Annotated in this window: 21 protein-coding genes, 1 tRNA gene and 1 riboswitch; of the genes, 13 read left to right on the plus strand and 9 right to left on the minus strand. The window is 68.9% G+C overall.

All coding sequences use genetic code 11. The annotated features are described in order from the left end of the window. Positions 1-18 precede the first annotated feature (18 nt). Complete coding sequence (locus tag CJZ80_RS09930) at positions 19-1,827, minus strand: FAD-dependent oxidoreductase (RefSeq protein ID WP_094513014.1); 1,809 nt, start codon at positions 1,825-1,827, stop codon at positions 19-21. 201 nt (positions 1,828-2,028) lie between these two features. Here CJZ80_RS09930 and metG point away from each other — a divergent pair, with 201 nt between their 5' ends. Both metG and lptC read left to right on the plus strand, forming a co-directional pair. Then, entirely contained in the window at positions 2,029-3,615 is a 1,587-nt protein-coding gene (gene metG / locus CJZ80_RS09935) for a methionine--tRNA ligase (protein WP_094512864.1), read from the plus strand. Beyond that, positions 3,612-4,760 carry an LPS export ABC transporter periplasmic protein LptC gene (lptC, locus tag CJZ80_RS09940; protein WP_233132970.1) on the plus strand — a complete coding sequence of 383 codons (1,149 nt, stop codon included), beginning with the start codon at positions 3,612-3,614 and terminating at the stop codon, positions 4,758-4,760. The genes metG and lptC overlap by 4 nt, the downstream gene beginning before the upstream one ends. Here the strand turns inward: lptC and CJZ80_RS09945 are convergent. Next, positions 4,702-5,364: a cofactor assembly of complex C subunit B gene (locus tag CJZ80_RS09945; protein WP_158217467.1), complete on the minus strand. Its 663-nt coding sequence runs from the start codon at positions 5,362-5,364 to the stop codon at positions 4,702-4,704. The genes lptC and CJZ80_RS09945 overlap by 59 nt on opposite strands. Before the next feature lie 98 nt (positions 5,365-5,462). Between CJZ80_RS09945 and psb32 the strand changes: the two genes are divergently transcribed. The 6 genes from psb32 to CJZ80_RS09975 all read left to right on the plus strand — a co-directional run bounded on the left by psb32 (position 5,463) and on the right by CJZ80_RS09975 (position 9,640). Next, complete coding sequence (gene psb32 / locus CJZ80_RS09950; protein WP_094512866.1) at positions 5,463-6,131, plus strand: photosystem II repair protein Psb32; 669 nt, start codon at positions 5,463-5,465, stop codon at positions 6,129-6,131. Positions 6,132-6,137: 6 nt separating this feature from the next. Then, positions 6,138-7,280, plus strand: a complete 1,143-nt coding sequence (gene pxcA / locus CJZ80_RS09955; RefSeq protein WP_094512867.1) for a proton extrusion protein PcxA — start codon at positions 6,138-6,140, stop codon at positions 7,278-7,280. Beyond that, positions 7,267-7,821, plus strand: coding sequence for a bifunctional adenosylcobinamide kinase/adenosylcobinamide-phosphate guanylyltransferase (gene cobU / locus CJZ80_RS09960; RefSeq protein ID WP_094512868.1), 555 nt, complete (start codon positions 7,267-7,269; stop codon positions 7,819-7,821). Before pxcA ends, cobU begins: the two co-directional genes overlap by 14 nt. Positions 7,822-7,824: 3 nt before the next feature. Then, positions 7,825-8,322 (plus strand): tRNA (cytidine(34)-2'-O)-methyltransferase, encoded by a 498-nt coding sequence (locus tag CJZ80_RS09965; RefSeq protein WP_094512869.1) that lies wholly within the window; start codon positions 7,825-7,827, stop codon positions 8,320-8,322. Between the two features lie 142 nt (positions 8,323-8,464). Beyond that, the gene (locus CJZ80_RS09970) at positions 8,465-9,517 is read left to right on the plus strand and encodes a M23 family metallopeptidase (protein ID WP_233132971.1); all 1,053 of its coding nucleotides are present in this window, start codon (positions 8,465-8,467) and stop codon (positions 9,515-9,517) included. A 49-nt stretch (positions 9,518-9,566) separates the two neighbouring features. Beyond that, positions 9,567-9,640 (plus strand) — tRNA-Met (locus tag CJZ80_RS09975). Positions 9,641-10,097: 457 nt separating this feature from the next. Here the strand turns inward: CJZ80_RS09975 and CJZ80_RS09980 are convergent. Then, a complete protein-coding gene (locus tag CJZ80_RS09980; protein ID WP_144037006.1) occupies positions 10,098-10,376 on the minus strand; it encodes a hypothetical protein in 279 nt (92 codons plus the stop codon). Positions 10,377-10,783: 407 nt separating this feature from the next. Between CJZ80_RS09980 and CJZ80_RS09985 the strand changes: the two genes are divergently transcribed. Beyond that, the gene (locus CJZ80_RS09985) at positions 10,784-11,386 is read left to right on the plus strand and encodes a peroxiredoxin (protein ID WP_094512872.1); all 603 of its coding nucleotides are present in this window, start codon (positions 10,784-10,786) and stop codon (positions 11,384-11,386) included. Positions 11,387-11,412: 26 nt separating this feature from the next. On the opposite strand, the gene purQ is transcribed toward CJZ80_RS09985, so the two are convergent. Further along, a complete protein-coding gene (gene purQ, locus CJZ80_RS09990; protein WP_094512873.1) occupies positions 11,413-12,066 on the minus strand; it encodes a phosphoribosylformylglycinamidine synthase subunit PurQ in 654 nt (217 codons plus the stop codon). After that, positions 12,063-12,335, minus strand: a complete 273-nt coding sequence (purS, locus tag CJZ80_RS09995) for a phosphoribosylformylglycinamidine synthase subunit PurS (RefSeq protein WP_094512874.1) — start codon at positions 12,333-12,335, stop codon at positions 12,063-12,065. The genes purQ and purS overlap by 4 nt, the downstream gene beginning before the upstream one ends. A gap of 94 nt (positions 12,336-12,429) precedes the next feature. Between purS and CJZ80_RS10000 the strand changes: the two genes are divergently transcribed. Then, positions 12,430-12,801, plus strand: a complete 372-nt coding sequence (locus CJZ80_RS10000) for a hypothetical protein (protein ID WP_233132973.1) — start codon at positions 12,430-12,432, stop codon at positions 12,799-12,801. A gap of 141 nt (positions 12,802-12,942) precedes the next feature. Here the strand turns inward: CJZ80_RS10000 and cobW are convergent, their stop codons facing one another. From cobW to CJZ80_RS10015, 3 genes are all read right to left on the minus strand, one after another. Continuing rightward, positions 12,943-14,100 (minus strand): cobalamin biosynthesis protein CobW, encoded by a 1,158-nt coding sequence (gene cobW / locus CJZ80_RS10005; protein WP_094513017.1) that lies wholly within the window; start codon positions 14,098-14,100, stop codon positions 12,943-12,945. A 13-nt stretch (positions 14,101-14,113) separates the two neighbouring features. Next, positions 14,114-14,719, minus strand: coding sequence for a HupE/UreJ family protein (locus CJZ80_RS10010; RefSeq protein WP_233132974.1), 606 nt, complete (start codon positions 14,717-14,719; stop codon positions 14,114-14,116). 90 nt (positions 14,720-14,809) lie between these two features. Next, positions 14,810-14,966: riboswitch (cobalamin riboswitch) on the minus strand. Next, positions 14,960-15,490 carry a pentapeptide repeat-containing protein gene (locus tag CJZ80_RS10015; RefSeq protein WP_369803028.1) on the minus strand — a complete coding sequence of 177 codons (531 nt, stop codon included), beginning with the start codon at positions 15,488-15,490 and terminating at the stop codon, positions 14,960-14,962. It overlaps the preceding riboswitch by 7 nt. A gap of 51 nt (positions 15,491-15,541) precedes the next feature. Here CJZ80_RS10015 and upp point away from each other — a divergent pair, with 51 nt between their 5' ends. The 3 genes from upp (at position 15,542) to glmU (ending at position 19,088) form a co-directional block, all read left to right on the plus strand. Next, positions 15,542-16,210, plus strand: a complete 669-nt coding sequence (gene upp, locus CJZ80_RS10020; RefSeq protein ID WP_094512875.1) for a uracil phosphoribosyltransferase — start codon at positions 15,542-15,544, stop codon at positions 16,208-16,210. Positions 16,211-16,309: 99 nt separating this feature from the next. Next, a complete protein-coding gene (gene aroA, locus CJZ80_RS10025) occupies positions 16,310-17,647 on the plus strand; it encodes a 3-phosphoshikimate 1-carboxyvinyltransferase (protein WP_094512876.1) in 1,338 nt (445 codons plus the stop codon). 61 nt (positions 17,648-17,708) lie between these two features. Next, positions 17,709-19,088, plus strand: a complete 1,380-nt coding sequence (glmU, locus tag CJZ80_RS10030; protein WP_094512877.1) for a bifunctional UDP-N-acetylglucosamine diphosphorylase/glucosamine-1-phosphate N-acetyltransferase GlmU — start codon at positions 17,709-17,711, stop codon at positions 19,086-19,088. On the opposite strand, the gene murF is transcribed toward glmU, so the two are convergent. Continuing rightward, the gene (murF, locus tag CJZ80_RS10035) at positions 19,052-20,572 is read right to left on the minus strand and encodes a UDP-N-acetylmuramoyl-tripeptide--D-alanyl-D-alanine ligase (protein ID WP_094512878.1); all 1,521 of its coding nucleotides are present in this window, start codon (positions 20,570-20,572) and stop codon (positions 19,052-19,054) included. The two genes, glmU and murF, sit on opposite strands and share 37 nt — an antisense overlap. Positions 20,573-20,574: the final 2 nt, after the last annotated feature.

The raw sequence follows: 20,574 nt of genomic DNA on the forward strand, positions 1-20,574 counted from the left end.
CGATGGCCAGCGCAGGCGTCAGTCTGCGACGAGCCGTGACACCCGCAGCCAGGGCCCCCAGGGATTGGCGCAGCCGATCAGCTGCACCGTGCGAGGTAGCTCAACAGCGGCCAGCCAGCGGTGCAGACCGGGTTCGAGCGTGATCACAGGCCAGGGGCGCTCGCCGGTGCCGAGGAGAAAGCCGCCGTTGCCATCGCTCTGCAGGCTGCCCTGGAACAGGCGTTCGTGGGGCTCCGCTGGGGCAACACCGGGATCCGTTGGCGCGGCGCCAAGCAGCTCGCCACCCGGCGACAGGCGCTCGGGCGCGGCCAGCGCCGCGTGCTGGCGCAGGCGCCACTCGGGGTGATGCCAGGGGGTGTCCCAGAGCGGTAGCGGCCCGGCAGGCGCCTGCGGGTCGTTGATCAGGGCCTCCTGCAGCTGGCGCACCGGCAGCTCGGCCGGCAGCAGTGCGTGGGCCACGCACAACGCCGCCGCCGCTCCCGCCGCCTGGCCGATGTTGAGGATCAGCGGCTGCAGCCGGGTGGCGCCGTTGGCCATGTGGCTGGTGCTGAAGGACTTGTCGGCGGCCAGCAGGTTGTCGAGGTCGGCGCACACCAGTGCGCCATAGGGAATCGTGAAGGGGGTGCCGCTCCAGCGTCCGCCCCAACGGCAGCTCTTCGGGGCCAGGGGCCAGTCAGGGCCGGGGTAGTGGTGATCGTTGGGGTAATTGCCCACGGCAATGGAGCTGATCGTCCCGTCTGGGCCGGTGGCCAGCGGGGCCAGGCGTGCCTCGGCTGTGCCGCCGGCGCAGGCCTGGGGCAACAGATCCCGTTCAGTGACAGTGGCCAGACCGTGCAGGCGCCGGCCCTCGCGCCAGTAGGGCATCAACGCCAAGGCCGAGGAGCCCTGCAGGGCCGCCGCTGCCGCCGCCTCCGGGAACACCGCCGCCGTCTTTACCCAGCCGTCACTGGCTTCGCCCAGGGCCGCAGCAAACGCGAGGCTGTGGGCCCGCATCTCCGCCTGCAGCGCCTGCTGCTGCTGCGGATCGGCGCTGAAGGCCCGCTCCAGCCCGTCGTGCCAGTCGTTGCCGTGCAAGGGCCAGTTCAGCATCACCAGCCCGCCCGGCAGGCGCCCATAGGTGAGCGTGCGCAGCAGGCCGTGGGCCTCGGTGGAGCGCGCGAAGGGTGGGGCCGGCGGCCGGCCGGAGGGGCAGGGGCCCTGCCCGAGCTGGCCCAGCACCACCCAGGTGGGCGACTGCACCGGCTGCCGTTGGAAGAAGGCGTCGTTTTCCAGCTGTTGCTGTGGCGGAGCGCTGGGTTCCCCCCACTGTTCGCGGGGTTCCCAGCCGCAGCGGAACGGCACCTCCGCCAGGGGCAGCAGATCGCCTCGGTCGCTGCCATCGATCAGCACCTCCAGAGCGATCGACTGGGGCTCGTGCTCCCGCTCGATCTCCACGGCGGTGACCCGCCGTCCCTGGCGCCGTACGCCGCGCAGCGTGCAGCACGGCCACCAGCGCAGGCGCGGTTCTGCCGCCACCCAGCCGCGCAGGATCCGTTCGGCCGTGGCCGGCCGCCAACCGAAGCAGCTCACCCAGTTGTGATCGAGCCCTTCGGCTTCCGCCTGCTGCAAGGCCCGCAGCAGCGCCCCCCAGAGACCGGTCTGCCAGGGGGTGAGCTCATTGCCGTCGGGCGCGCAGACCCCTGCAGCGCTCACCATTCCCCCCAGCCAGCCGCCGGGGGTGAGCAGCAGGGTGTCGGCGCCGGCGCGGGCCGCCTGCAGCGCCGCTGCCACGCCGCCGCTGCCACCGCCCCAGACCACCACCTGGGCTTGTTCCGCTGCGGCGCCCATCAGCGGCAACCGGGCAGCGGGAGGCGGTCACACAGAAGCAAGGCCATCGGCGGCAGGGCGGCTGGTGGGGAAAGGTTGTCAGAGTGCCCGAAAGTGCTGAGGCACCGTTGGCAGAAAGGCCGGCGCCAAGAGACGCTCGGTAGGATCCGTCGCCGGCGCAGGGCCGCTTTGGCGGGCCAGCGAGCCCTTGATCCCCGCCGAATGACCTACACGCTCACCACCCCCCTTTACTACGTCAACGACAAGCCGCACCTCGGCAGCGCGTACACGACCCTGGCCTGTGACGCCCTGGCCCGGTTCCAGCGCCTCCAGGGGGAACGGGTGATCTTCATCACCGGCTGCGACGAGCACGGCCTGAAGATCCAGCGCACCGCAGAACAGGCCGGGCTCACGCCCCAGGCCCACTGCGACCGCGTCAGCGCTCAGTACAGGGAGCTGTGGCAGGCGTGGGAGATCAGCAACGACCGCTTCATCCGCACCACCGATCCACGCCATCGCCAACTCGTGGATCAGTTCTTCCGGCGGGTCGAGGCCGCCGGCGACGTGGTGGAGGGCCGCCAGCAGGGCTGGTACTGCGTGGCCTGCGAGGAATTCAAGGACGAGGCCGCCGGTGCCGATGCCCCCAACTGCAGCATTCACCACCGCCCGCTGGAGTGGCGCGATGAAACCAATCTCTTCTTCCGGCTCTCCCGCTACCAGCAGCCGATCGAGGAGCTGATCCGCCGTCCTGGCTTCATCGCCCCGCCCGGCCGGCAGAAGGAGGTGGAGAACTTCGTGCAGCAGGGCCTGCGTGATTTCTCGATCTCCCGCCTGAACGTGCCCTGGGGCCTGCCGGTGCCGGGCCATGAACCGCAGACCTTCTATGTGTGGTTCGATGCGCTGCTCGGCTACCTCACCGCCCTGCTGGAGCCCGGTGATGCCCCCGATCTCGATCTGCTCAGCCAACGGGGCTGGCCGGCGTCGGTGCATGTGATCGGCAAGGACATCCTGCGGTTTCATGCCGTCTACTGGCCGGCGATGCTGCTGTCGGCCGGCCTGCCGCTGCCGGAGCGGGTGTTCGGCCACGGCTTTCTCACCCGTGAAGGGCAGAAGATGGGCAAGTCGCTGGGCAACGTGCTCGACCCCGCCACCCTGCTGGAGCGCTGCGGGCCCGATGCGGTGCGCTGGTATCTGCTGCGGGACATCGGCTTCGGCGACGACGGCGACTTTCAGCAGCAGCGCTTCACCGACCTGGTCAACAACGACCTGGCCAACACGATCGGCAACCTGCTCAACCGCACCTCCTCCATGGCGCGTCGCTGGTTCGCCGAGGCTGTGCCGCCGGTGAGCAGCGCCGTCACCGATCAGCATCCGCTGGCCCTGGCCAGCGCGGAGGCCACGCAGCGGGTGATGGCGGCACTGGAACGGCTTGATTTCCGCGCGGGGGCGGAGGCGGCGCTGCAGCTGGCGGTGGCCGCCAACGGCTACCTCAACGAGCAGGCCCCCTGGAGTCGCATGAAACGGCAGGAGGGGGTGGAGCAGGTGGCGGATGATCTCTACGCCGTGCTTGAGGCTGCCCGGATCGTGGCCCTGCTGATCGCCCCTTTACTGCCGGATCTGGCCGGGCGCATGCTGGTCCAGCTGGCGCAGGCCCCCGTGCTCAGCGGTGCGCCTGAGCCGGCCCCCGCCGGCAACCCCGCCAATCCGCCATGGAGCGAACGGCTGCGCTGGGGTGGCTTAGTGGCGGGCACACCCCTGCCTGAGCCGGCGCCGGTGATGGCCCGCCTCGAGCTGGAGGAAGCGCTTTGATCGCTTCCCGCTCCACACGCCGCAGCGGCCTTCTGCTGCTGGTGCTGCTGCTGGGGGTGCCGTTGTTCGGTTGTGCGCGCAGCGCCAGAACGCCGGCCAAACCGCAGCCGTTCGTGTTCCGCGCCCTCAACCTCCGCCAGCAGGATGCCAAGGGGCGACCCAGCTGGGAGCTGACCAGCCCTGAAGCCCGCTACGACCTGCAGCGCCGCGTGGCCACCGCCAGGCAACCGCGCGGTGTGATCTATGCGGCCGGCAAGCCGCGCTACCGCATCCAGGCCGGCAGCGGCACCGTGATCAACGACGGCGAGGTGATCCAGCTGGAGGGGAAGGTGAGCATCGTGGTGATCGGCCCCCAGGGCGCCACGATCACGGGCGATCGCGTCCGCTGGACGCCAGCCCGCTCCCTGATTGAGATCAGCGGGAGGCCCGTTGCCACCGACCGCTCCACCCGCCTGACGGCGGAGCGCGCCCGTTTCCTGATCGCCGAAGACAAGCTGGAACTGCGCGGATCTCCCCGTCTGCTCCAGCCGGGCCTCAACCTGCTCACCCGCGAAGCCGACTGGTATCCGCCGAGCGGCAATCTGAAGGCGGCCGGGCCGGTGCTGGCGCTGAGGCAGCAGCCCGGCAAGCCCGCCCAGCGCCTCACCGCATCAGCACTGGAGGGCAACACGCGCGAGCAGGTGTTCGACGGGATCGCGCCGGTGCAGTTCCTTGACCCCGCCGCCAAGACGGAGATCGCCGCTGGGCGAACCCGCTGGAACCTGGAGAAGCAATGGATTTCCAGCGCCGAACCCTTCACGGGCCGCTTCGATCAGCTCACGGTGCGCGGCAAGGCACTGGAAGCGAATCTGGCGGACACCACGGCCTTCATCCCCGCCGGCTGCGATGTGCGCCAACCAGGCGAGTGGTTGCAGGCCAACGTCTGCCGGTGGAACTGGACCTCGAAAGAGGTTCAGGCCCAGGGGGCCGTGCGGCTGGAACGCGAGGCGAACCGGCAGATCACCCGCAGCGAAGCGCTCAGCGGCCAGGTGGGCAAAGACGGCACCGTTGAGTTCGTCAGTCCGGGGGCGCGGGTGTTCACCGAGCTCACGGTGCCGCCACGGGCGCCGGGCCCGGCGCGGAAGCGTCCTCCAGTGTCGTTCTGAGCTTGCGAGCCCAGCCCTCCAGCCACAGTTCATCGGCGCGGCAGAAGCATCGTGGCGACCAGCCCCCCACCAGCAACCAGCCCACCGCACCGATGGGTTGCACGATCACGGCTGGCGTGCCCAGCGGCAAGCCGGTGAACTCCTGGCGGCCGGGATAAAGGCGCAGGTCCACCAGCGAAACGCAGCGCTCCGTCCGTCGGGCCCGCTCGCAGATTGCACCCGGGAAGAAGGGCTCTTCGGCCAGCACCCCGCGGCGCAGAACCACCCGGCCCTGCCAGAACAGCAGCACGCTGGCGGCGGGCGTGGCGGTGAGCAGCATGTGGCTGCCCCAGGCGAGTTCCTGCCGGGCCAGGGGCGGGAGGGCCTCATCAAGTTCCAGCCCCTGGGGCCCGGGCAACTCCACCCGTTCCGGTGCCGCCGGCAGGGCCCGCGTCCAGAGCACGGCCACCAGCATCAGGCCCACCGCCATCAGGCTGGCGAGCACGGCTGCCCGCTCCAGAGCGGGAGAAAGGTCGGGTGCCGTGAGCTGGTTGAGCAGGCAGAGCAGCAGGCCGAGCACTCCGGCAGCCAGGCAGAGCCGTGCCGGCGGCGGGAGACCGGCCATGGGATTCTGGCGATTGGAATACGAACGCTGACACATCAGGGCGCGACAGCAGGGCCTGCGGGCGGCAGACTGACAATCACAACTGTGAGGCCCGGTCTTTGCGTCTGCCGCTGCGTCTACTGGCTGCCATCACCGTGTTGCTGCTCCAGTTCCTGCCCGTAGCGGCGGCCTGGGCCGTCGGAGCCAGCGCCTATCCCGCTCTGCCCCAGCAGCACCTGATCGATCCCGCCGAGCTGTTCAGCAGGGCCACGGCGGTGGAGCTGGAACGCCGGCTCAAGGAGCTGCAGGCCGATCACATCGAAGCCCGCCTGGTCACGGTGCAGCGCCTCGACTACGGCCTCGATCTCGAGACCCTCGGCCAGCAATTAATCGACCGCTGGTCCACCGCCTCCAGCGACGACTCCTCCCAGCTGATCCTGCTGATCGATTCGCAGACGAACACTGCCGCCGTGGTGGCCAGTGACACCCTGCTGGACCAGCTTCCTGAATCCCTGCTGCGCAACACCGCCGATCGCACCATGGCGATACCAATCCGGCTGGGATCACGCTACCGCCAGGCCTCACTCGATGCCCTCGACCGCATCACGGCCGTGCTGGCAGGCGGCGAAGACCCTGGCCCGCCGCTGGAGCAGGTGATCGTGCCAGTGGAGTCGAACATCCCCACCCAGGAGGAAACGGCCTCCAGCAATGGTTTCACCTGGATCGTCGTGCTGTTGGTGGTGGGCACGGTGGTGCCGATGCTCACCTGGTGGGTTTTCTCCCGCTGAGCACCCATGGGTCTGACCGACTGGATGGGAACCTTCGGGAAGGCCCGCACCAAGGATCTGCGCAGCAATCTGGAGCGCGCCTATGAGGCCGCCCTGCTGATCCAGAACATTGAGCTCGAATACTTCAACGACCGCCCTGTGCGGCCGGAGCTTGAGCTGAGCATGCCGGCGTCGGTGCAGGCGCAGATGATGCGGCGGTTTCGCAGTTCACTGGAGCTGTGCCGGCAGGTGGTGGAGGAACTCCAGCCCCGCCGCCACGAACTCGATCCCCAGGAGCTGCGGCAGTTCCAGCTGATTGAAACAGTTGAGGGGCGCTACTCCAACCGCAAGCCGCTCTCCACCCTCACCCGCTCGCCGGAGTTGTTGCCCCGCAGCCTGATGGGGTTGATGGAGAAGGTGCGACGGCAGCTGGATCCCCAGGCAGAGGCCACCGTGGTGGCTGGCTTTCGCCGGCGCCGCGATTCCACGCTGGTGTCGCTGCGCATCCTGCTGCTGCTGGTGCTGGTGCCGCTGCTGATGCAGCAGGCCAGCCGCACCTTCGTGATTTCGCCCTTGGTGGATCGCTTCGCGCCCGACGTGCCCTTCCTCACTTACCCCAAACCGCAGCTTGAAGAGGCGGCTGTGGAGAAGCTGCGTGTGTACAAAGCGGAGCTGGAATTCGATGCCCTGCTCAAGGGCGAAGACCTCCCCGACCCGGCGGCGATGCACAAGGCCCTGGCCAGCCGCGCCGCCGAACTGAAGGAAGAAGCGGATGGACAGAGCACCCTGGCGATCAAGAACGTGCTCTCCGATGCCTTCGGGCTGCTCAGTTTCGGGCTGGTCTGCCTGCTGGCCCGTGAGGACATCCGGGTGCTGCGCGGCTTTCTGGACGAACAGGTGTATGGCCTGAGCGACAGTGCCAAGGCCTTTGCAATCATTCTTTTTACCGACATCTTCGTGGGATTTCACAGCCCGGAAGGCTGGACTGTGTTGCTCGACGGTGTAGCCACCCACCTGGGACTACCGGTGAGAGAGAACTTCGTGATGCTCTTCATCGCCACCTTCCCGGTGATTCTGGCCACGATCTTCAAGTATTGGATTTTCCGCTATCTCAACCGTGTGTCCCCATCTTCTGTGGCCACGCTGCGCAACATGAATGGCGGGGGCTGACGCCATGCTCACCCTGGTGACCGGTCCGAGCCGGAGCGGCAAGAGCCGCTGGGCCGAGCACCTGGCCCTGCATTCGGGCCGGCCGGTCACCTACATCGCCACCGGCCCCCGCCTCGAGGGCGATGCCAGCTGGAGCGAGCGGCTGGCCCTGCACCGCCGCCGCCGGCCGGCCGACTGGCCCACCTGGGAGGTGGAAGGGCAGCTCAGCGCCGCGCTGGAGCGGGCGCCCGCTGAGCGACTGCTGCTGATCGACTCGCTCGGCACCTGGCTGGCGCACCACCTCGAACTGGACACAGGCGCCTGGGAGCAGGAACAGCAGCATCTGCTGTCGGCGTTGCAGCGTTGCCGCGCCGCCGCGCTGATCGTGTCTGAGGAGACTGGCTGGGGTGTGGTGCCCCCCACGGCGATCGGCGGGCGCTTCCGGGATCGGCTCGGGGCGCTGCAACAAGAGCTGCTGCCCCGCTGCAACGAGGCCTGGCTGGTGGTGCACGGGCGGGCGATCGATCTGCTGCGGCTGAGCAGGCCGGTGCCGGAGCTCTGAGCCATGCCGCGCGTGGTGCTGTTTGAGCCGGAGATCCCGCCGAACACCGGCAATGTGGCGCGCACCTGTGCGGCCACCGGCTGCGAGCTTCACCTGATCGAACCGCTGGGCTTCCAGATCGATGACCGGCAGCTGAAGCGGGCGGGCCTGGACTATTGGCCCTGGGTACAGCTGCATCGCCACGCCAACCTGGTGAGCTTCGAGCAGCACCGCCGCAGGTGCGGTGGGCGCCTGGTGGCCTTCAGCAGCCAGGTGGACCAGCCCTACACCTCCTTCGCCTTCCGAGACGACGACTGGCTGCTGCATGGGCGTGAATCGAGCGGCCTGCCGCCGGATGTGCTGGCCGCCGCCGATGCCCGGCTCACCGTGCCGATGCCGGGCTCGGTGCGCAGCGGTGGTGGGGTGCGCAGCCTCAACCTCTCCGTGGCCGCTGCCGTGGTGTTGTTTGAGGCCATTCGCCAGTTGGGGACAGGGATCTCCAGCACCGCCAGGGACGCTTGAACCCCGTTCGCTCCGGCCTTCAGGTTGTCTAAAGGAGTTCAGGCCGCTACTGTCGGCGCGACCCGGGGGGTGGCGGCTTCTCCACCGGGTTTTGTCCAATGGGTGAATTTGCATGAAGCCTTCGCAACTGATCCTGCCTCTGATGGGAGCCCTCCCGGTTCTCTCTCTGGTGGCTGCTGCGGCCATCCCTGGCATCGCCGACTCCCGCTCCAGCGGGGTTGATGAGCTGTCTGCCGGCTTCGGGGATGCTCTGGGGCTGACGGCCGAACCCAAAGCGGTCCAGCAGCTCGCCTCGCTCCCCAAGGCCAGCGACAGGGTGTGGATCCAGGTGCGCGCAGAGGTCACCCTGGATGAGCTCGCTCAGCAGCTGCGCATCCAGGAAACGCCCCTGGCCCGCATGAATGATGTGACCGAAGACCACAGGTTCAGCCAGGGCGACTGGCTGGTGATCCCTGGACGTGACACCAACCGGGCCCGCAGCGTGGCCGCCCTCGATCCCGAGCAGATCCGGCGCTCCGCCCCGCTCTCCGAGCTGCCACCCCTGGAATCCACCGGAGTGGTGCGCTTCGGCGACAGCCTGATGAAGCTCGCCAAGCGCTACAACCTCACGATTCAGGAGCTGCTGCGGCTGAACCCCGGCCTAGAGGCCGCCCGGCTCGTGGCCGGTACCCAGGTGCGGCTGGCCCGTTCCGCCCCCGGCCGCACCCGGATGGTGCTCGGGCTCAATCCCGTGGGCAGCGGCGGGCTCAGCTGGCCGGATCTCCCCTCCTTCGGTGGCCGTCCAGAGGTGGAGCAAGGCCCCACCCAGGGCGACGCCACCTGGATCTGGCCCACCAGAGGGGTGTTCAGCTCCGGCTTCGGCTGGCGCTGGGGGCGCATGCACAAAGGCGTCGACATCGCCAACAACGTCGGCACGCCGATCGTGGCCGCCCGATCCGGCCAGGTGGTCTTTGCCGGCTGGCATGACGGGGGCTACGGCTACCTGGTGGAGATCCAGCACAGCGACGGCAGCAAGTCGCTCTACGCCCACAACAGCCGCCTGATGGTGAGAGTCGGCCAGATGGTGGGCCAGGGAACCGTGATCAGCTCGATGGGCAGCACCGGACGCAGCACCGGGCCTCACCTCCACTTCGAGATCCATCCCCCCGGCCGTGGTGCCGTGAATCCCCTGGAGTTCCTCCCCGGCCGCGCCTGAGACGCGCCGCACGGGAGGCGTCGGGCCGTCGTTTAAGCTCTCCACACAAGGCTCGGTAGCTCAGCTGGTTAGAGCGTGGGATTCATAACCCCAAGGTCGGGAGTTCAAGTCTCCCCCGAGCCATTGCCCTGAAAATCGATACAACCCAGTGGTAGATCCAGTGGCACTTCAATTCTTTGACATTGATCGTTTGACATCCTTGTCACCTCAATGGGGTGACACCTGACGTTGGCGAGACTTTGTTGGCGCCTGAAGCTGGCGAGTTCTGCTGAGCGCTCTGCGCGGCTCGGCCAATGACTCAATCCCGGCCCTGCGTGCCGGGGCGTACGAATCAGCCAGCACTCAAGTTGGGTCCGCATGAAAACGGGGTGGGTCCCATCCGGGGTTGGTTCCATCCGCGGTGGATTGACTGTGGGGTGCGTTCAATCCGCGGGGGATCAATGTTGGATGGGTTCCATGCGGGGTGAACGTGATCGTCTCTCTCGCTTCCTGAATCAACCTGCCGCTTTCTGACTCAGCGTCTCGCTTTCTGATTGAGGCTCTCGCTATCTGAGTCACCATCGCGCATCGCCGCGTGATCTCAGCGCATTTCGATGGCGTTCAGGCGCTCACGAAAGCTGGGGGCGGAATTGGCTGAAGCGGCTCCGTAATCCGAGGTGGTGTTCGCAGCCTCGCTGGCGCCACCACGGGCACCGGAGCGCCTTGAGGAGGATGAGGAACCACGGCCACGGCGTGCCGGGCTGCCATCGGCCTGGGGACGCTGAATCGGGTGGGAGACGATTTCGCTGCGCAGCTGGCTGAGCAGACGGAAATGCCCGGTGGCGTTGTACTTGCGAAGCAGGACGGGATCCCAGGACATCAGGGCAGGCAAAAGAAAAGGACCACCGAAACCGGGTGCGCTCCAGGCTGGCGTTCGGTGCTGCGGACAGGAGCTGACGAAGCCGCCTGCCACCTCACCTGCTTACCGCGCCAACGACCCCATTCAGGCATGCAGCCAGTGTTTTATGACAAAAGTTCTTGACCCGCTGCGCTTGGCCGGCAAGGGCTGCCCTGATCCGTCTGGCTGAGGCCCCTGCTGATCGGCTGCGAGCGCCGCTGATCCGCGCCACGGCCGCTGCACACAGACAGCGCTGGATACAGTGATAGAGACGGCAGGAACACCGCGGCACACCTCCTTTCGCAGCTGCAATCTCCGGCTTCCGGCGTGATGCTGTCGCCGGCGGCCATAGCCTCCCCAACCTTCCCGTCCCTGAGCATCTCTCCGCCATGACGATCAACGCCTCCCTGCGCGTGGGTCAGCAGGCGCCCGACTTCACCGCCACCGCCGTGGTGGACCAGGACTTCAGCGAAATCCAGTTGTCGCAGTACCGCGGCCGGTATGTGGTGCTGTTTTTCTATCCGCTCGATTTCACCTTCGTCTGCCCCACGGAGGTGACAGCCTTCAGCGATCGGCACGCAGAGTTCGCCGCACTTGGCGCTGAAGTGCTGGGCGTCTCAGTCGACAGCCAGTACAGCCACCTGGCCTGGATCCAGACCTCGCGCCAGGACGGTGGTGTCGGCGAAATCGCCTATCCGCTGGTGGCCGATCTCAGGAAGGAGATCGCCCGCGCCTACGGCGTGCTCGACGAGGAGGTCGGTGTGGCGCTGCGGGGCCTGTTCCTGATCGATCCGGACGGTATCGTGCAGCACGCCACAATCAACAATCTCTCGGTGGGCCGCAGCGTGGAGGAAACCCTGCGCGTGCTCAAGGCCTTCCAGCACGTGCAGGGGCACCCTGGCGAGGTGTGCCCCGCCAACTGGATGCCGGGCGCTGCGACCATGAAGCCCGACCCAGTCGGCAGCAAGGAGTACTTCACCGCCCACGGCTGAGCTACCCCCTGCCACTGCCTTGGCGGTCAGCCCAGCAGCGAGGCCAGCAGGCGGGTGCCGTCGGTGCCGCCGGTGATCGGGTCGCAGGCCCGCTCCGGGTGGGGCATCAGACCCAGCACGTTGCCTTGGGCGTTGCAGAGGCCGGCGACATTCCCCACCGAACCGTTGGGGTTGGCGGCGTAACGCAGCACCACCCGGCCTTCCCCCTCCAGCTCCGCCAGCGTGTCAGCGTCGGCCTGGAAGCACCCTTCGCCGTGGGCGATCGGCAGGCTGATCTGCTCACCTTCGCTGTAGTGGCGCAGCCACTGGGAGGCGCCCGGGTGCACCGTGAGCGGAGCTGCTTCACAGAGAAAGTGCAGCTGGCGGTTGCGCGTGAGCGCTCCGGGCAGCAGGCCCATTTCTGTGAGCACCTGGAAGCCGTTGCAGATGCCCAGCACCGGGCCGCCACGGGCCGCGAAGCTGGCCACTTCGCTCAACAGCGGCGAGACATGGGCAATGGCGCCGCAACGGAGATAGTCGCCATAGCTGAACCCGCCGGGCAGCACCACCGCATCGATGCCCTCCAGGCTCGACTCCTCGTGCCAGAGGAAGCGGGTGGGAATGCCGAGGCATCCTTCCGCCGCCCAGCGCACATCCCGATCGCAGTTCGAACCGGGAAACACCACCACTCCGATCGTCATGACCCGGCGCCCTCCACGGGCTTGAGCTGCTCGAGGCACCAGTTCTCGATCACCGGATTGGCCAGCAGGCGATCGCTGAGCCGCTCGATCGTGCTGCGCGCGGCGTCGAGATCCGGCGCATCGAGTTCCACCTCCATCGCCTTGCCAATGCGCAGACGCGTGATGCCATCGACGCCGAGCCGCTGGGCGGCGGCTCTGGTGGCTTCTCCTGCCGGATCGAGAACCGATGGTCTCAGGGAGACCAGCACACGGGCTTGAAAGCGGGGCACCGGCAGGGATGTCGTTTGTTAAATCTTGGCAGCTTGCCTCCCCCTCGGGACCAGCGCCGAAGCATGGTCAAAACAGAGGTGGGCGTTGGAAGCGATGCAAGCGACAGGCGCCAGCCAACCCTGCCTGGGAGCCCGGCTGGCCCGGGCGGGGATGGTGGCAGTGTTGATCGCGATGGCAGGTACCGCTCTGCTTGCTCCGGCCCTGGCACAGGTGCAGCGGGTGCCCCTGCGCTGCCGGCTGGCCGATGGCCCCTGGCTTCCCTGCGTGATGTCGGTGGAAGCGGTGGGTGAGCGCTGGAGGTTGCGCTTCGACAACACACAGCTGAGCTTCCGCCACGACGGCAAGGGCGTGGTGGAGATGCAGCGACCAGCCGGCAGCTGGGAGACGGTGAAGGCCCGCTGGAGCGAGGATCAGGCCCTCTGCTGGGACGGCATCTGTGCCCAGGGGGACATCCCCCTGGACTGAACCGACCATCGGATTTGGTCGGCTGGAAGATTGGGTCGGCTGGAAGTGGATGGCACACCTGGGAAGGCTGTGAATGGATCACAGACAAGCCGCCATCAAATGGATCGCAGGCAGGCCGCCTGAGCTTGGGTGCGAGCCTGCTCAGACCCGGCTGGCGCTGACCTGCCTGCGTCGGGTGCCTTCGATCGCCTGCAGCAGCAAGCTGCGCTCGACACGCAGCCCGAGCGCCACCAGCTCAAGCCGACCCTCGTGGGGGCTGCCAGGGGAGCCAATCTCCCTGGGTGCGGGGGCTATCGGGCCTGCGGGGGCTGCCCTCTGTGCGTCGTGGTCCTCGTACCAGCAATCGAGCCGCGGACCAACCGCCTGGATCTGCAGAGGCCGTCGTTTGCCGGGCTGAATCAGCCAGCCCTTGAGGCGCAGCAGGGCCTGGTGCTGGATCTGCTCCAGGAGCGTGACTTCAAGGGCCTCACGATCGAAGGAGCCAGCGAGCTGAATCGCCACCGATTGCATGGGCACGTGGGTGTGGTCGTGATGCTCGTGGTCGTGATGACCGTGATCGTGATCGTGGTCGTGGGAGGCCTCGCCATGGGGGCCAGGAGCCGGCGCGACGGCTGGGCGATCCAGGCCCAGCAGCAGCTCGGGCGGCACCTGACCGCGCTGCATTGGCAACACCTGGGCGCCGGGGCGGCAGGAGGCCTGAAGGCGCCCGCGCACCCGGTCCAGCTCTGCAGGCGTGAGGCGGTCGCCGCGGCTCACCAGCACCAGATCAGCCGCCCGCAACTGGTCCTCGAACAACTCCTCCAGGTCGGAGAGGTGATCAAGGCTGGGGTCGGCGGCCCGCTGCCGCTGAAGCGCGGCGGGGTCGGCCACCACACTGCCGCCGGCCAGCGCTTCACCATCCACCACCGTCACCACGCCGTTGACGCGGGTGCGGGTGCGGATGTCGGGCCACTGGAAGGCCTGCACCAGGGGCTCGGGCAGCGCCAGGCCGCTGGTTTCCACCACGATGCCGTCGAGGCGGTCGGCGGACGCCAGCAGCTTCTGCATCGTCGGCAGAAAATCGTCCTGGACGGTGCAGCAGAGGCAGCCATTGGCGAGCTCCACCAGCCGGCCATCGAGCTCCTCCTCCGGGCAGAAGCCGCAGCTGCGCAGCAGGTCACCGTCGATGCCGACTTCGCCGAATTCATTCACCAGCACCGCCAGGCGCAGACCGCTGGTGGTGAGCAGATGGCGCAACAAGGTGGTTTTGCCCGCGCCGAGAAAGCCCGTCACCACCGTGACAGGCAGACGCCTTTGCATGGAGGCTGTCATCTCAGGGCACCAACGCGGACCAGGCGAACGTGGAGCCGACGCCGATCAGCACGCCGGCCGCCAGCATCAACCGCGCCGGAGCGAGGCCCGCGCGCCAGCGCTGCACCAACGTGAGCGCCAGCCACAGCAGGGCGCCCTGGCTGATCAGCAGGCCCAGCAGGTACCAAACGACGGAGGCCGCCTGCCAGCCACTCACGGCATCACTGAGCACATAGCCGTGCAGGGCGAAAGCGGGCAGCAGGGTCCAGACAGGCAACCGTTGGATCACCACCAGCCCCACCACCACCAGCGACAACGCCACCAGCGCTTCGGCGCCAGGCAGGGCGGGCAGCATCAGGCCAAGGCCGGTGGCCGTAAGCCCCACGGCCAGCAGAGCGAGCACCCAGCGCAGGCGCTGCACCAGGCCCACCAGGCCGAGCGCCAGCAGAAACAGCAGGTGATCCGGACCCAGCAGCGGATGACCGATGCCGCTGAGCAGACCCGCCAGCGGGCCCTCCTTCAGGGCGAAGGTTTCCATCAGGTGGTGGGCAGCTGCGGGGGTGGCCAGCAGTGGCACCAGCAGCAGCGGCACGACCAGGAGTGGCGCGAGCTGCAGGGCGCCAGACAACAGCAGAGGGCTGGCTGGCTGGGCCGCACGACGGCCTGGGCCAGCAGCCCGGGGTTGAAGAAACATGGCTCGACCGGTCCTCGCCGGAACTGGATGGGTTGAAACGCCGGCGGGTGTTCTGACTGGCCCTGCCACGAGGACTCGCGGAACAGGCTTCACAGTTGCGGGACAGCGCCGGAATTGCACCGGACTTTCCCCCTTGCCTCCAAGGGATGGATCCCCTGGAACCGGCGAGCCAATCTACCGGCAGCCGAGGCTTTCAACCGTGCTGACGCCGGTGCGGGGATTGACGCCTGCGGCCCTGGCGCAGAGTGCTTTCTGCTGGGTCAGATCGAGCACGGCGTCGCTGAAATCGGCCCCCTCTATCGTGGCCCCGGTGAAGCGGCTCTGCATGAGCATGGCGTTGCGGAGCACCGCACCGCTGAGGTCGGCGTTGTCGAAGCGGGTGGCGAAGGCCACGGCGTCTTCGAGGTCGGCGCCGCTGAGATTGCTGCCCTGCAGATCGCTGGAATTGAACACGGCACCGCGCAGGTTGGTGTCACTGAGGTCGAAGCCCTGCATCGACGCCTTCAGAAACTCCTGCTGCTGCAGGTTGCGGCCATGCATAGCGGGCTGCAGATCCTTCAGCGCCCGCTGGCCGCGCAGCTCCGGTGCCGTGATCGCCAGGGCCGGCGCCAGGGGGCCCACCAGACCCAGCCAGGCGACCGTGACCACCAGCAGGGCAAGCAGGGAGCTGAGCCAACCGGGGCGAGTGAAGGGGGGCAAGAACACACGTACCGTGGGCCCTCAAGTTATGGCAGCCACGGCCGCGGCGCGATCGACATGAGCATGTCCCTGCGGGTGGTGGTGCCGCCCCATCCCCTGATCGGTCACTGGTTGACCCTGCTGCGTGACCAGGACACGCCCCCCTCTCTGTTCGGCACCGCCATGGCCGAGCTGGGCCGCTGGCTCACCTATGAAGCCGTGCGCGACTGGCTACCCCATCAGCGGGTGACGGTGCAGACACCGCTGGCCAGCACCGAAGGCAGCGTGGTGGACGGCAGCGTGCCCCTGCTGGCGGTGCCGATCCTGCGGGCGGGCCTGGGGCTGTGGCAGGGGGCCCAGGCCGTGCTGCCCACGGCCCGGGTCGCCCACGTCGGCCTGCGCCGCAATGAAGCTGATGCAAGGGCCTCCTGGTACTACGACGCGCTGCCCGAAACAATCGGCCCCCAGGTGGGGGTGCTGGTGTTCGATCCGATGGTGGCCACCGCCGGCAGCCTGGTGCAGGTGCTGGAACGGCTCGAGAGCAAAGGGGTGAGCGGTGACCGGCTGCGGGTGATCACGGCCCTGGCGGCCCGGCCCGGGCTCAACACCCTGGGGCAGCGCTTCCCCCACCTCACCCTCTACACCGCCTGCATCGACGCTGAGCTGGATGCCGACTTCCGCATCGTCCCGGGCCTCGGCGATGCCGGTGATCGTTTGTTCGGCACCCCGGCGGCGGCCATTCCCTGATGCCTGCAGCAGGCGCGGCTCCAGCCCTCCTCTGTCGTGCTCGGCCAGACCGTGGCGCCCAGGCCCAGACCTAGGCTCACGGGCCATTGCTCCCCTGGCATGGGACTGGCTGTCGCCGCTTCACCGCCCCCGGCCCGTGCCCTCGGGCAGGAAGGTTCGCGTTCGTTGAGCGGCACCGTGCAGGTGCCGGGCGATAAGTCGATCTCCCACCGCGCGCTGCTGTTCGGGGCAATCGCCACCGGCGAAACCCGCATCGATGGCCTGCTGCCTGCGGAGGATCCGCTCAGCACCGCCGCCTGCCTGCGCGCCATGGGGGTGACCATCAGCCCGATCGCGGCAGGGCAGCCGGTGATCGTGCAGGGGGTGGGCCTCGAAGGCCTGCGGGAACCCGACGACGTGCTGGATTGCGGCAATTCCGGGACCACCATGCGGCTGATCATGGGGCTGCTGGCGGGACGCAGCGGCTGCCACTTCGTGCTGAACGGCGATGCGTCCCTGCGCCAGCGGCCGATGGGAAGGGTGGCCGAACCGCTGGCCGCCATGGGCGCCCAGATCCGCGGCCGCGCCGGCGGCAAGCTGGCGCCGCTCTCGATCCAGGGAAGCGCGCTGCATGGGGCCGTGCTGGGCACCCCGATCGCCTCGGCCCAGGTGAAGTCGGCGATCCTGCTGGCGGGTCTCACCGCCACCGGTCCCACCAGCGTGATCGAACCGGCCCGCTCCCGCGATCACAGCGAGCGGATGCTGCGTGGCTTCGGCGCCGACATCGAGATCGGCGGCGACTCCGGCCGGCACGTGCGGCTGACGCCGGGCCGGGAGCTGGTGGGGCAGCCGGTGGAAGTGCCGGGCGACATCAGCTCGGCGGCCTTCTGGCTGGTGGCCGGGGCGATCACCCCAGGCGCCGACCTGACCGTGCGCAACGTGGGCCTCAACCCCACCCGCACCGGGGTGCTGGAGGTGCTCGAAGCCATGGGCGCCCGCATCGAGCGGCTGGAGCAGCGCCTGGTGGCGGGCGAGCCGGTGGGGGATCTGCGGGTGCGCTATGGGCCGTTGCAGGCCTTTGACATCGGCGGCGAGCTGATTCCGCGCCTGGTGGATGAAATCCCCGTGCTGGTGGTGGCCGCCTGCCGGGCCGAGGGCACCAGCCGGATCCGCGAAGCAGCTGAGCTGCGCGTCAAGGAAACCGATCGGCTCGCCGTGATGTGCCGCCAGCTGGGCGCGATGGGGGCACGGCTGGTGGAGCACCCCGACGGGCTCGACATCACCGGAGGGGTGGAGCTGCACGGCGCCGAGGTGGACAGCGAAACCGACCACCGGGTGGCGATGAGCCTGGCGGTGGCGGCCCAGGTGGCCATCGGTCCCACGCGGCTGCACCGCAGCGAAGCAGCGGCGGTGTCGTACCCCGGCTTCTGGGACGATCTGGCACGTCTGCAGGCCTGAAGCCCACCGGCGAAAGGGCAGCGGGGCGCCGGATAGATTCCCGCCAATTGCCGCCCCCCGCATGCTTGCCGTTGCCGTTCTGGCCGCCGGGAAGGGAACCCGCATGCGCAGCGACCTGCCCAAGGTGCTGCAGCCGCTGGCCGGTGCCACGCTGGTGGAGCGGGTGCTCCGCTGCTGCGACAGCCTCGAACCCGATCGGCGCCTGCTGATCGTGGGGCACCAGGCCGAGCGGGTGGAGGCGTCGCTGGCGGCCCACCACGGGCTGGAGTTCGTGCTGCAGCAGCCGCAGAACGGCACCGGCCATGCCGTGCAGCAGCTGCTGGAGCCGCTGCAGGGGTTCACGGGTGATCTCCTGGTGCTCAATGGAGATGTGCCGCTGCTGCGTCCGCAAACGCTGCGCCAGCTGCTCGACAGCCACCGGCGCGGTGGCGCCGCCGTGACCCTGCTGACAGCCCGGCTGGAGGATCCGAGCGGCTACGGCCGGGTGTTCGCGGACGAGGATGCACAGGTGAGCGCGATCGTGGAACACCGCGACTGCAATGCCGCCCAGCGGGACAACCCGCTCGTGAACGCCGGCATCTACTGCTTCGACTGGAGCCGCCTGGCGGCGGTGCTGCCCCAGCTTTCCAGCGACAACGACCAGGGCGAGCTCTACCTGACCGACACCGTGGCCCTGCTCGGCTCCGCCCAGCACCTGGAGGTGGAGGACAGCGCCGAGACCAACGGCATCAACGACCGCCTGCAGCTGGCCCAGTGCGAGCAGGTGCTGCAGGAGCGGCTGCGGCGGCACTGGATGGTGGAGGGTGTCACCTTCATCGATCCGGCCAGCTGCACGCTCAGCGACGCCACCCGCTTCGGGCGCGACGTGGTGGTGGAGCCGCAGACCCACCTGCGCGGCGCCTGCCGGATCGGCGATGGCTGCCGAATCGGGCCAGGCTCCCTGCTGGAGAACGCCACACTCGGCAACGGAGTGGAGGTGCTGCTTTCGGTGGTACGCGAGGCCAGCGTCGCTGATGGCTGCGCCATCGGGCCCTACGCCCAGCTGCGGCCCGGTACCGAGTTGGCGGCGGGATGCCGGGTGGGGAACTTCGTGGAGATCAAGCAGAGCAGGCTGGGCGCCGGCTGCAAGGTGAACCACCTCAGCTACATCGGCGATGCGGAGCTGGGCGAGAACGTGAATGTGGGAGCCGGCACGATCACCGCCAACTACGACGGCGTGCGCAAGCACCGCACCGTGATCGGCGCCGGCAGCAAAACCGGTGCCAATTCCGTATTGGTGGCCCCGATCCGCCTGGGTGAGGGCGTCACCGTGGGGGCCGGCTCCACCCTTACCCGCGATGTTCCCGCCGGCTCCCTGGCTCTGGGCCGGGCCCGCCAGCTGGTGCGCGAGAACTGGCCGGGGCCTCAGGCCGGCGCCACGCCGGCGGCGCCGGCCAGCTGAGCCGCCAGCAGCGGGATCGCCCGCTCCAGGGCCACGCCACGGCTGGCCTTGAGCAGCAACTGATCGCCCGGTTGCAGCCACCCCAGCAGCGCCTCGGCCGCCTCAGCCGGGCTCTGCACGCGAGCCAGCCGCGGCAGGCCACTGGCCGCCTCCTGCATGGCGGCGCCGATGGCACCACCATCCACGATCACCAGCCCATCCAGCTGCAGATCCGCGGCACGGCGTGCCACGGCGCGGTGGAGCGCCTCGCTCTGCTCGCCCAGCTCCAGCATCGTGCCGAGAGCAGCAAAGCGGCGTCCCGGCTGGGCCGCCAGCAGATCGAGGGCCGCCAGCACCGCTTCGGGGGAGGCGTTATAGGTCTCGTCGAGCACCTGTACAGCGCCGAGCTGCAGACGGCGGCTGCGGCCACCGGGCACCTCCACCTGGAGGACCTGCAGCTGATCGGCCCGCACGCCGAGCTCCAGGGCCACCGCCAGGGCAAGCAGCAGGTTGCGGGCATTGTGGCGCCCGGGCAGAGGCAGCGGCACCCGAAACTCCGTTGGAGAAGGGTCAGTGGAAGCACCCTCAGCTGAAGCAACAGGAGCAGGAGCGGGAGCGGCAGTGCTTGCAGCGGCGCCGGGGCCGGCAAGCAGCTGCAGCCAGGCGCCGCCGGCCGCGCCGGGATCCCCCTCGATCTGGCCAAGCAGGTCAGGGGCTGGCACGTGCGGGCCCACGGCGGCAGAACCAGAGCCGGCGACGTCATCGCCTGTGAGCGCCACGCGGCGCACCCGGCCGCTCCACACGGCGCCCAGCGCCTGCTCGAGCAGAGGATCGCCGGCGGGAATCACCACCAGACCGGCCGGGCTGAGCGCGGCTGTGATCTCACACTTGGCCTGGGCAATGGCTTCACGGCTGCCGAGCCGGCCGATGTGGGCCGTGCCGATGTTGGTGATCACCACCACATCGGGCAGCGCACAGCGGGAGAGCCGCTCGATCTCCCCCAGACCGCGCATGCCCATTTCCACCACCACGGCCGCCTCACTGGGGCTGGCCTTGAGCAGGGTGAGCGGCACGCCCACATCGTTGTTCTCATTGCCGCTGGTGGCCAGCACCGGCCCCAGCGGCGCCAGCACGGCGCGCACCAGCTCGCGGGTGGTGGTCTTGCCAGCGGAACCCGTCACGGCGATCACCGGTGCCGCCAGCGTCTGGCGCCAGGCCCGTGCCAGCTGCTGGTAGGCCAGCTGGGTGTCGTCCACGAGCCAGGCGGGCAGGGAGGCAGGGCGCTCCGCGGCACGCGTGCGCGCGATCAGTGCCGCCAGGGCGCCGGCTTCGGCCGCCTGGGAGAGGAACCGGTGGCCATCGTGCTGTTCACCCGTGAGCGGCACAAACAGATCACCCGGCTGCAGACGCCGGCTATCGGTGCAGACGCGGGGCAGCGGCACAGCGGGATCGAGGGCCGGACCGATGGGGTCGCCCCAGAGCGCCACGAGTTGCTCCAGCCGCATCC

The organism is Synechococcus sp. MW101C3 (assembly GCF_002252635.1).
Taxonomy (GTDB): Bacteria; Cyanobacteriota; Cyanobacteriia; order PCC-6307; family Cyanobiaceae; genus MW101C3.

Excerpts from the sequence above, each read along its gene's own strand:
- CJZ80_RS09930 (WP_094513014.1), bottom strand. The coding sequence starts at position 1,827 with ATGGGCGCCGCAGCGGAACAAGCCCAGGTGGTGGTCTGGGGCGGTGGC.
- metG (WP_094512864.1), top strand. The coding sequence starts at position 2,029 with ATGACCTACACGCTCACCACCCCCCTTTACTACGTCAACGACAAGCCG.
- CJZ80_RS09945 (WP_158217467.1), bottom strand. The coding sequence starts at position 5,364 with ATGGCCGGTCTCCCGCCGCCGGCACGGCTCTGCCTGGCTGCCGGAGTG.
- pxcA (WP_094512867.1), top strand. The coding sequence starts at position 6,138 with ATGGGTCTGACCGACTGGATGGGAACCTTCGGGAAGGCCCGCACCAAG.
- cobU (WP_094512868.1), top strand. The coding sequence starts at position 7,267 with ATGGCGGGGGCTGACGCCATGCTCACCCTGGTGACCGGTCCGAGCCGG.
- CJZ80_RS09965 (WP_094512869.1), top strand. The coding sequence starts at position 7,825 with ATGCCGCGCGTGGTGCTGTTTGAGCCGGAGATCCCGCCGAACACCGGC.
- CJZ80_RS09970 (WP_233132971.1), top strand. The coding sequence starts at position 8,465 with ATGGGAGCCCTCCCGGTTCTCTCTCTGGTGGCTGCTGCGGCCATCCCT.
- CJZ80_RS09980 (WP_144037006.1), bottom strand. The coding sequence starts at position 10,376 with ATGTCCTGGGATCCCGTCCTGCTTCGCAAGTACAACGCCACCGGGCAT.
- CJZ80_RS09985 (WP_094512872.1), top strand. The coding sequence starts at position 10,784 with ATGACGATCAACGCCTCCCTGCGCGTGGGTCAGCAGGCGCCCGACTTC.
- purQ (WP_094512873.1), bottom strand. The coding sequence starts at position 12,066 with ATGACGATCGGAGTGGTGGTGTTTCCCGGTTCGAACTGCGATCGGGAT.
- CJZ80_RS10000 (WP_233132973.1), top strand. The coding sequence starts at position 12,430 with ATGCAAGCGACAGGCGCCAGCCAACCCTGCCTGGGAGCCCGGCTGGCC.
- cobW (WP_094513017.1), bottom strand. The coding sequence starts at position 14,100 with ATGCAAAGGCGTCTGCCTGTCACGGTGGTGACGGGCTTTCTCGGCGCG.
- upp (WP_094512875.1), top strand. The coding sequence starts at position 15,542 with ATGAGCATGTCCCTGCGGGTGGTGGTGCCGCCCCATCCCCTGATCGGT.
- aroA (WP_094512876.1), top strand. The coding sequence starts at position 16,310 with ATGGGACTGGCTGTCGCCGCTTCACCGCCCCCGGCCCGTGCCCTCGGG.
- glmU (WP_094512877.1), top strand. The coding sequence starts at position 17,709 with ATGCTTGCCGTTGCCGTTCTGGCCGCCGGGAAGGGAACCCGCATGCGC.
- murF (WP_094512878.1), bottom strand. The coding sequence starts at position 20,572 with ATGCGGCTGGAGCAACTCGTGGCGCTCTGGGGCGACCCCATCGGTCCG.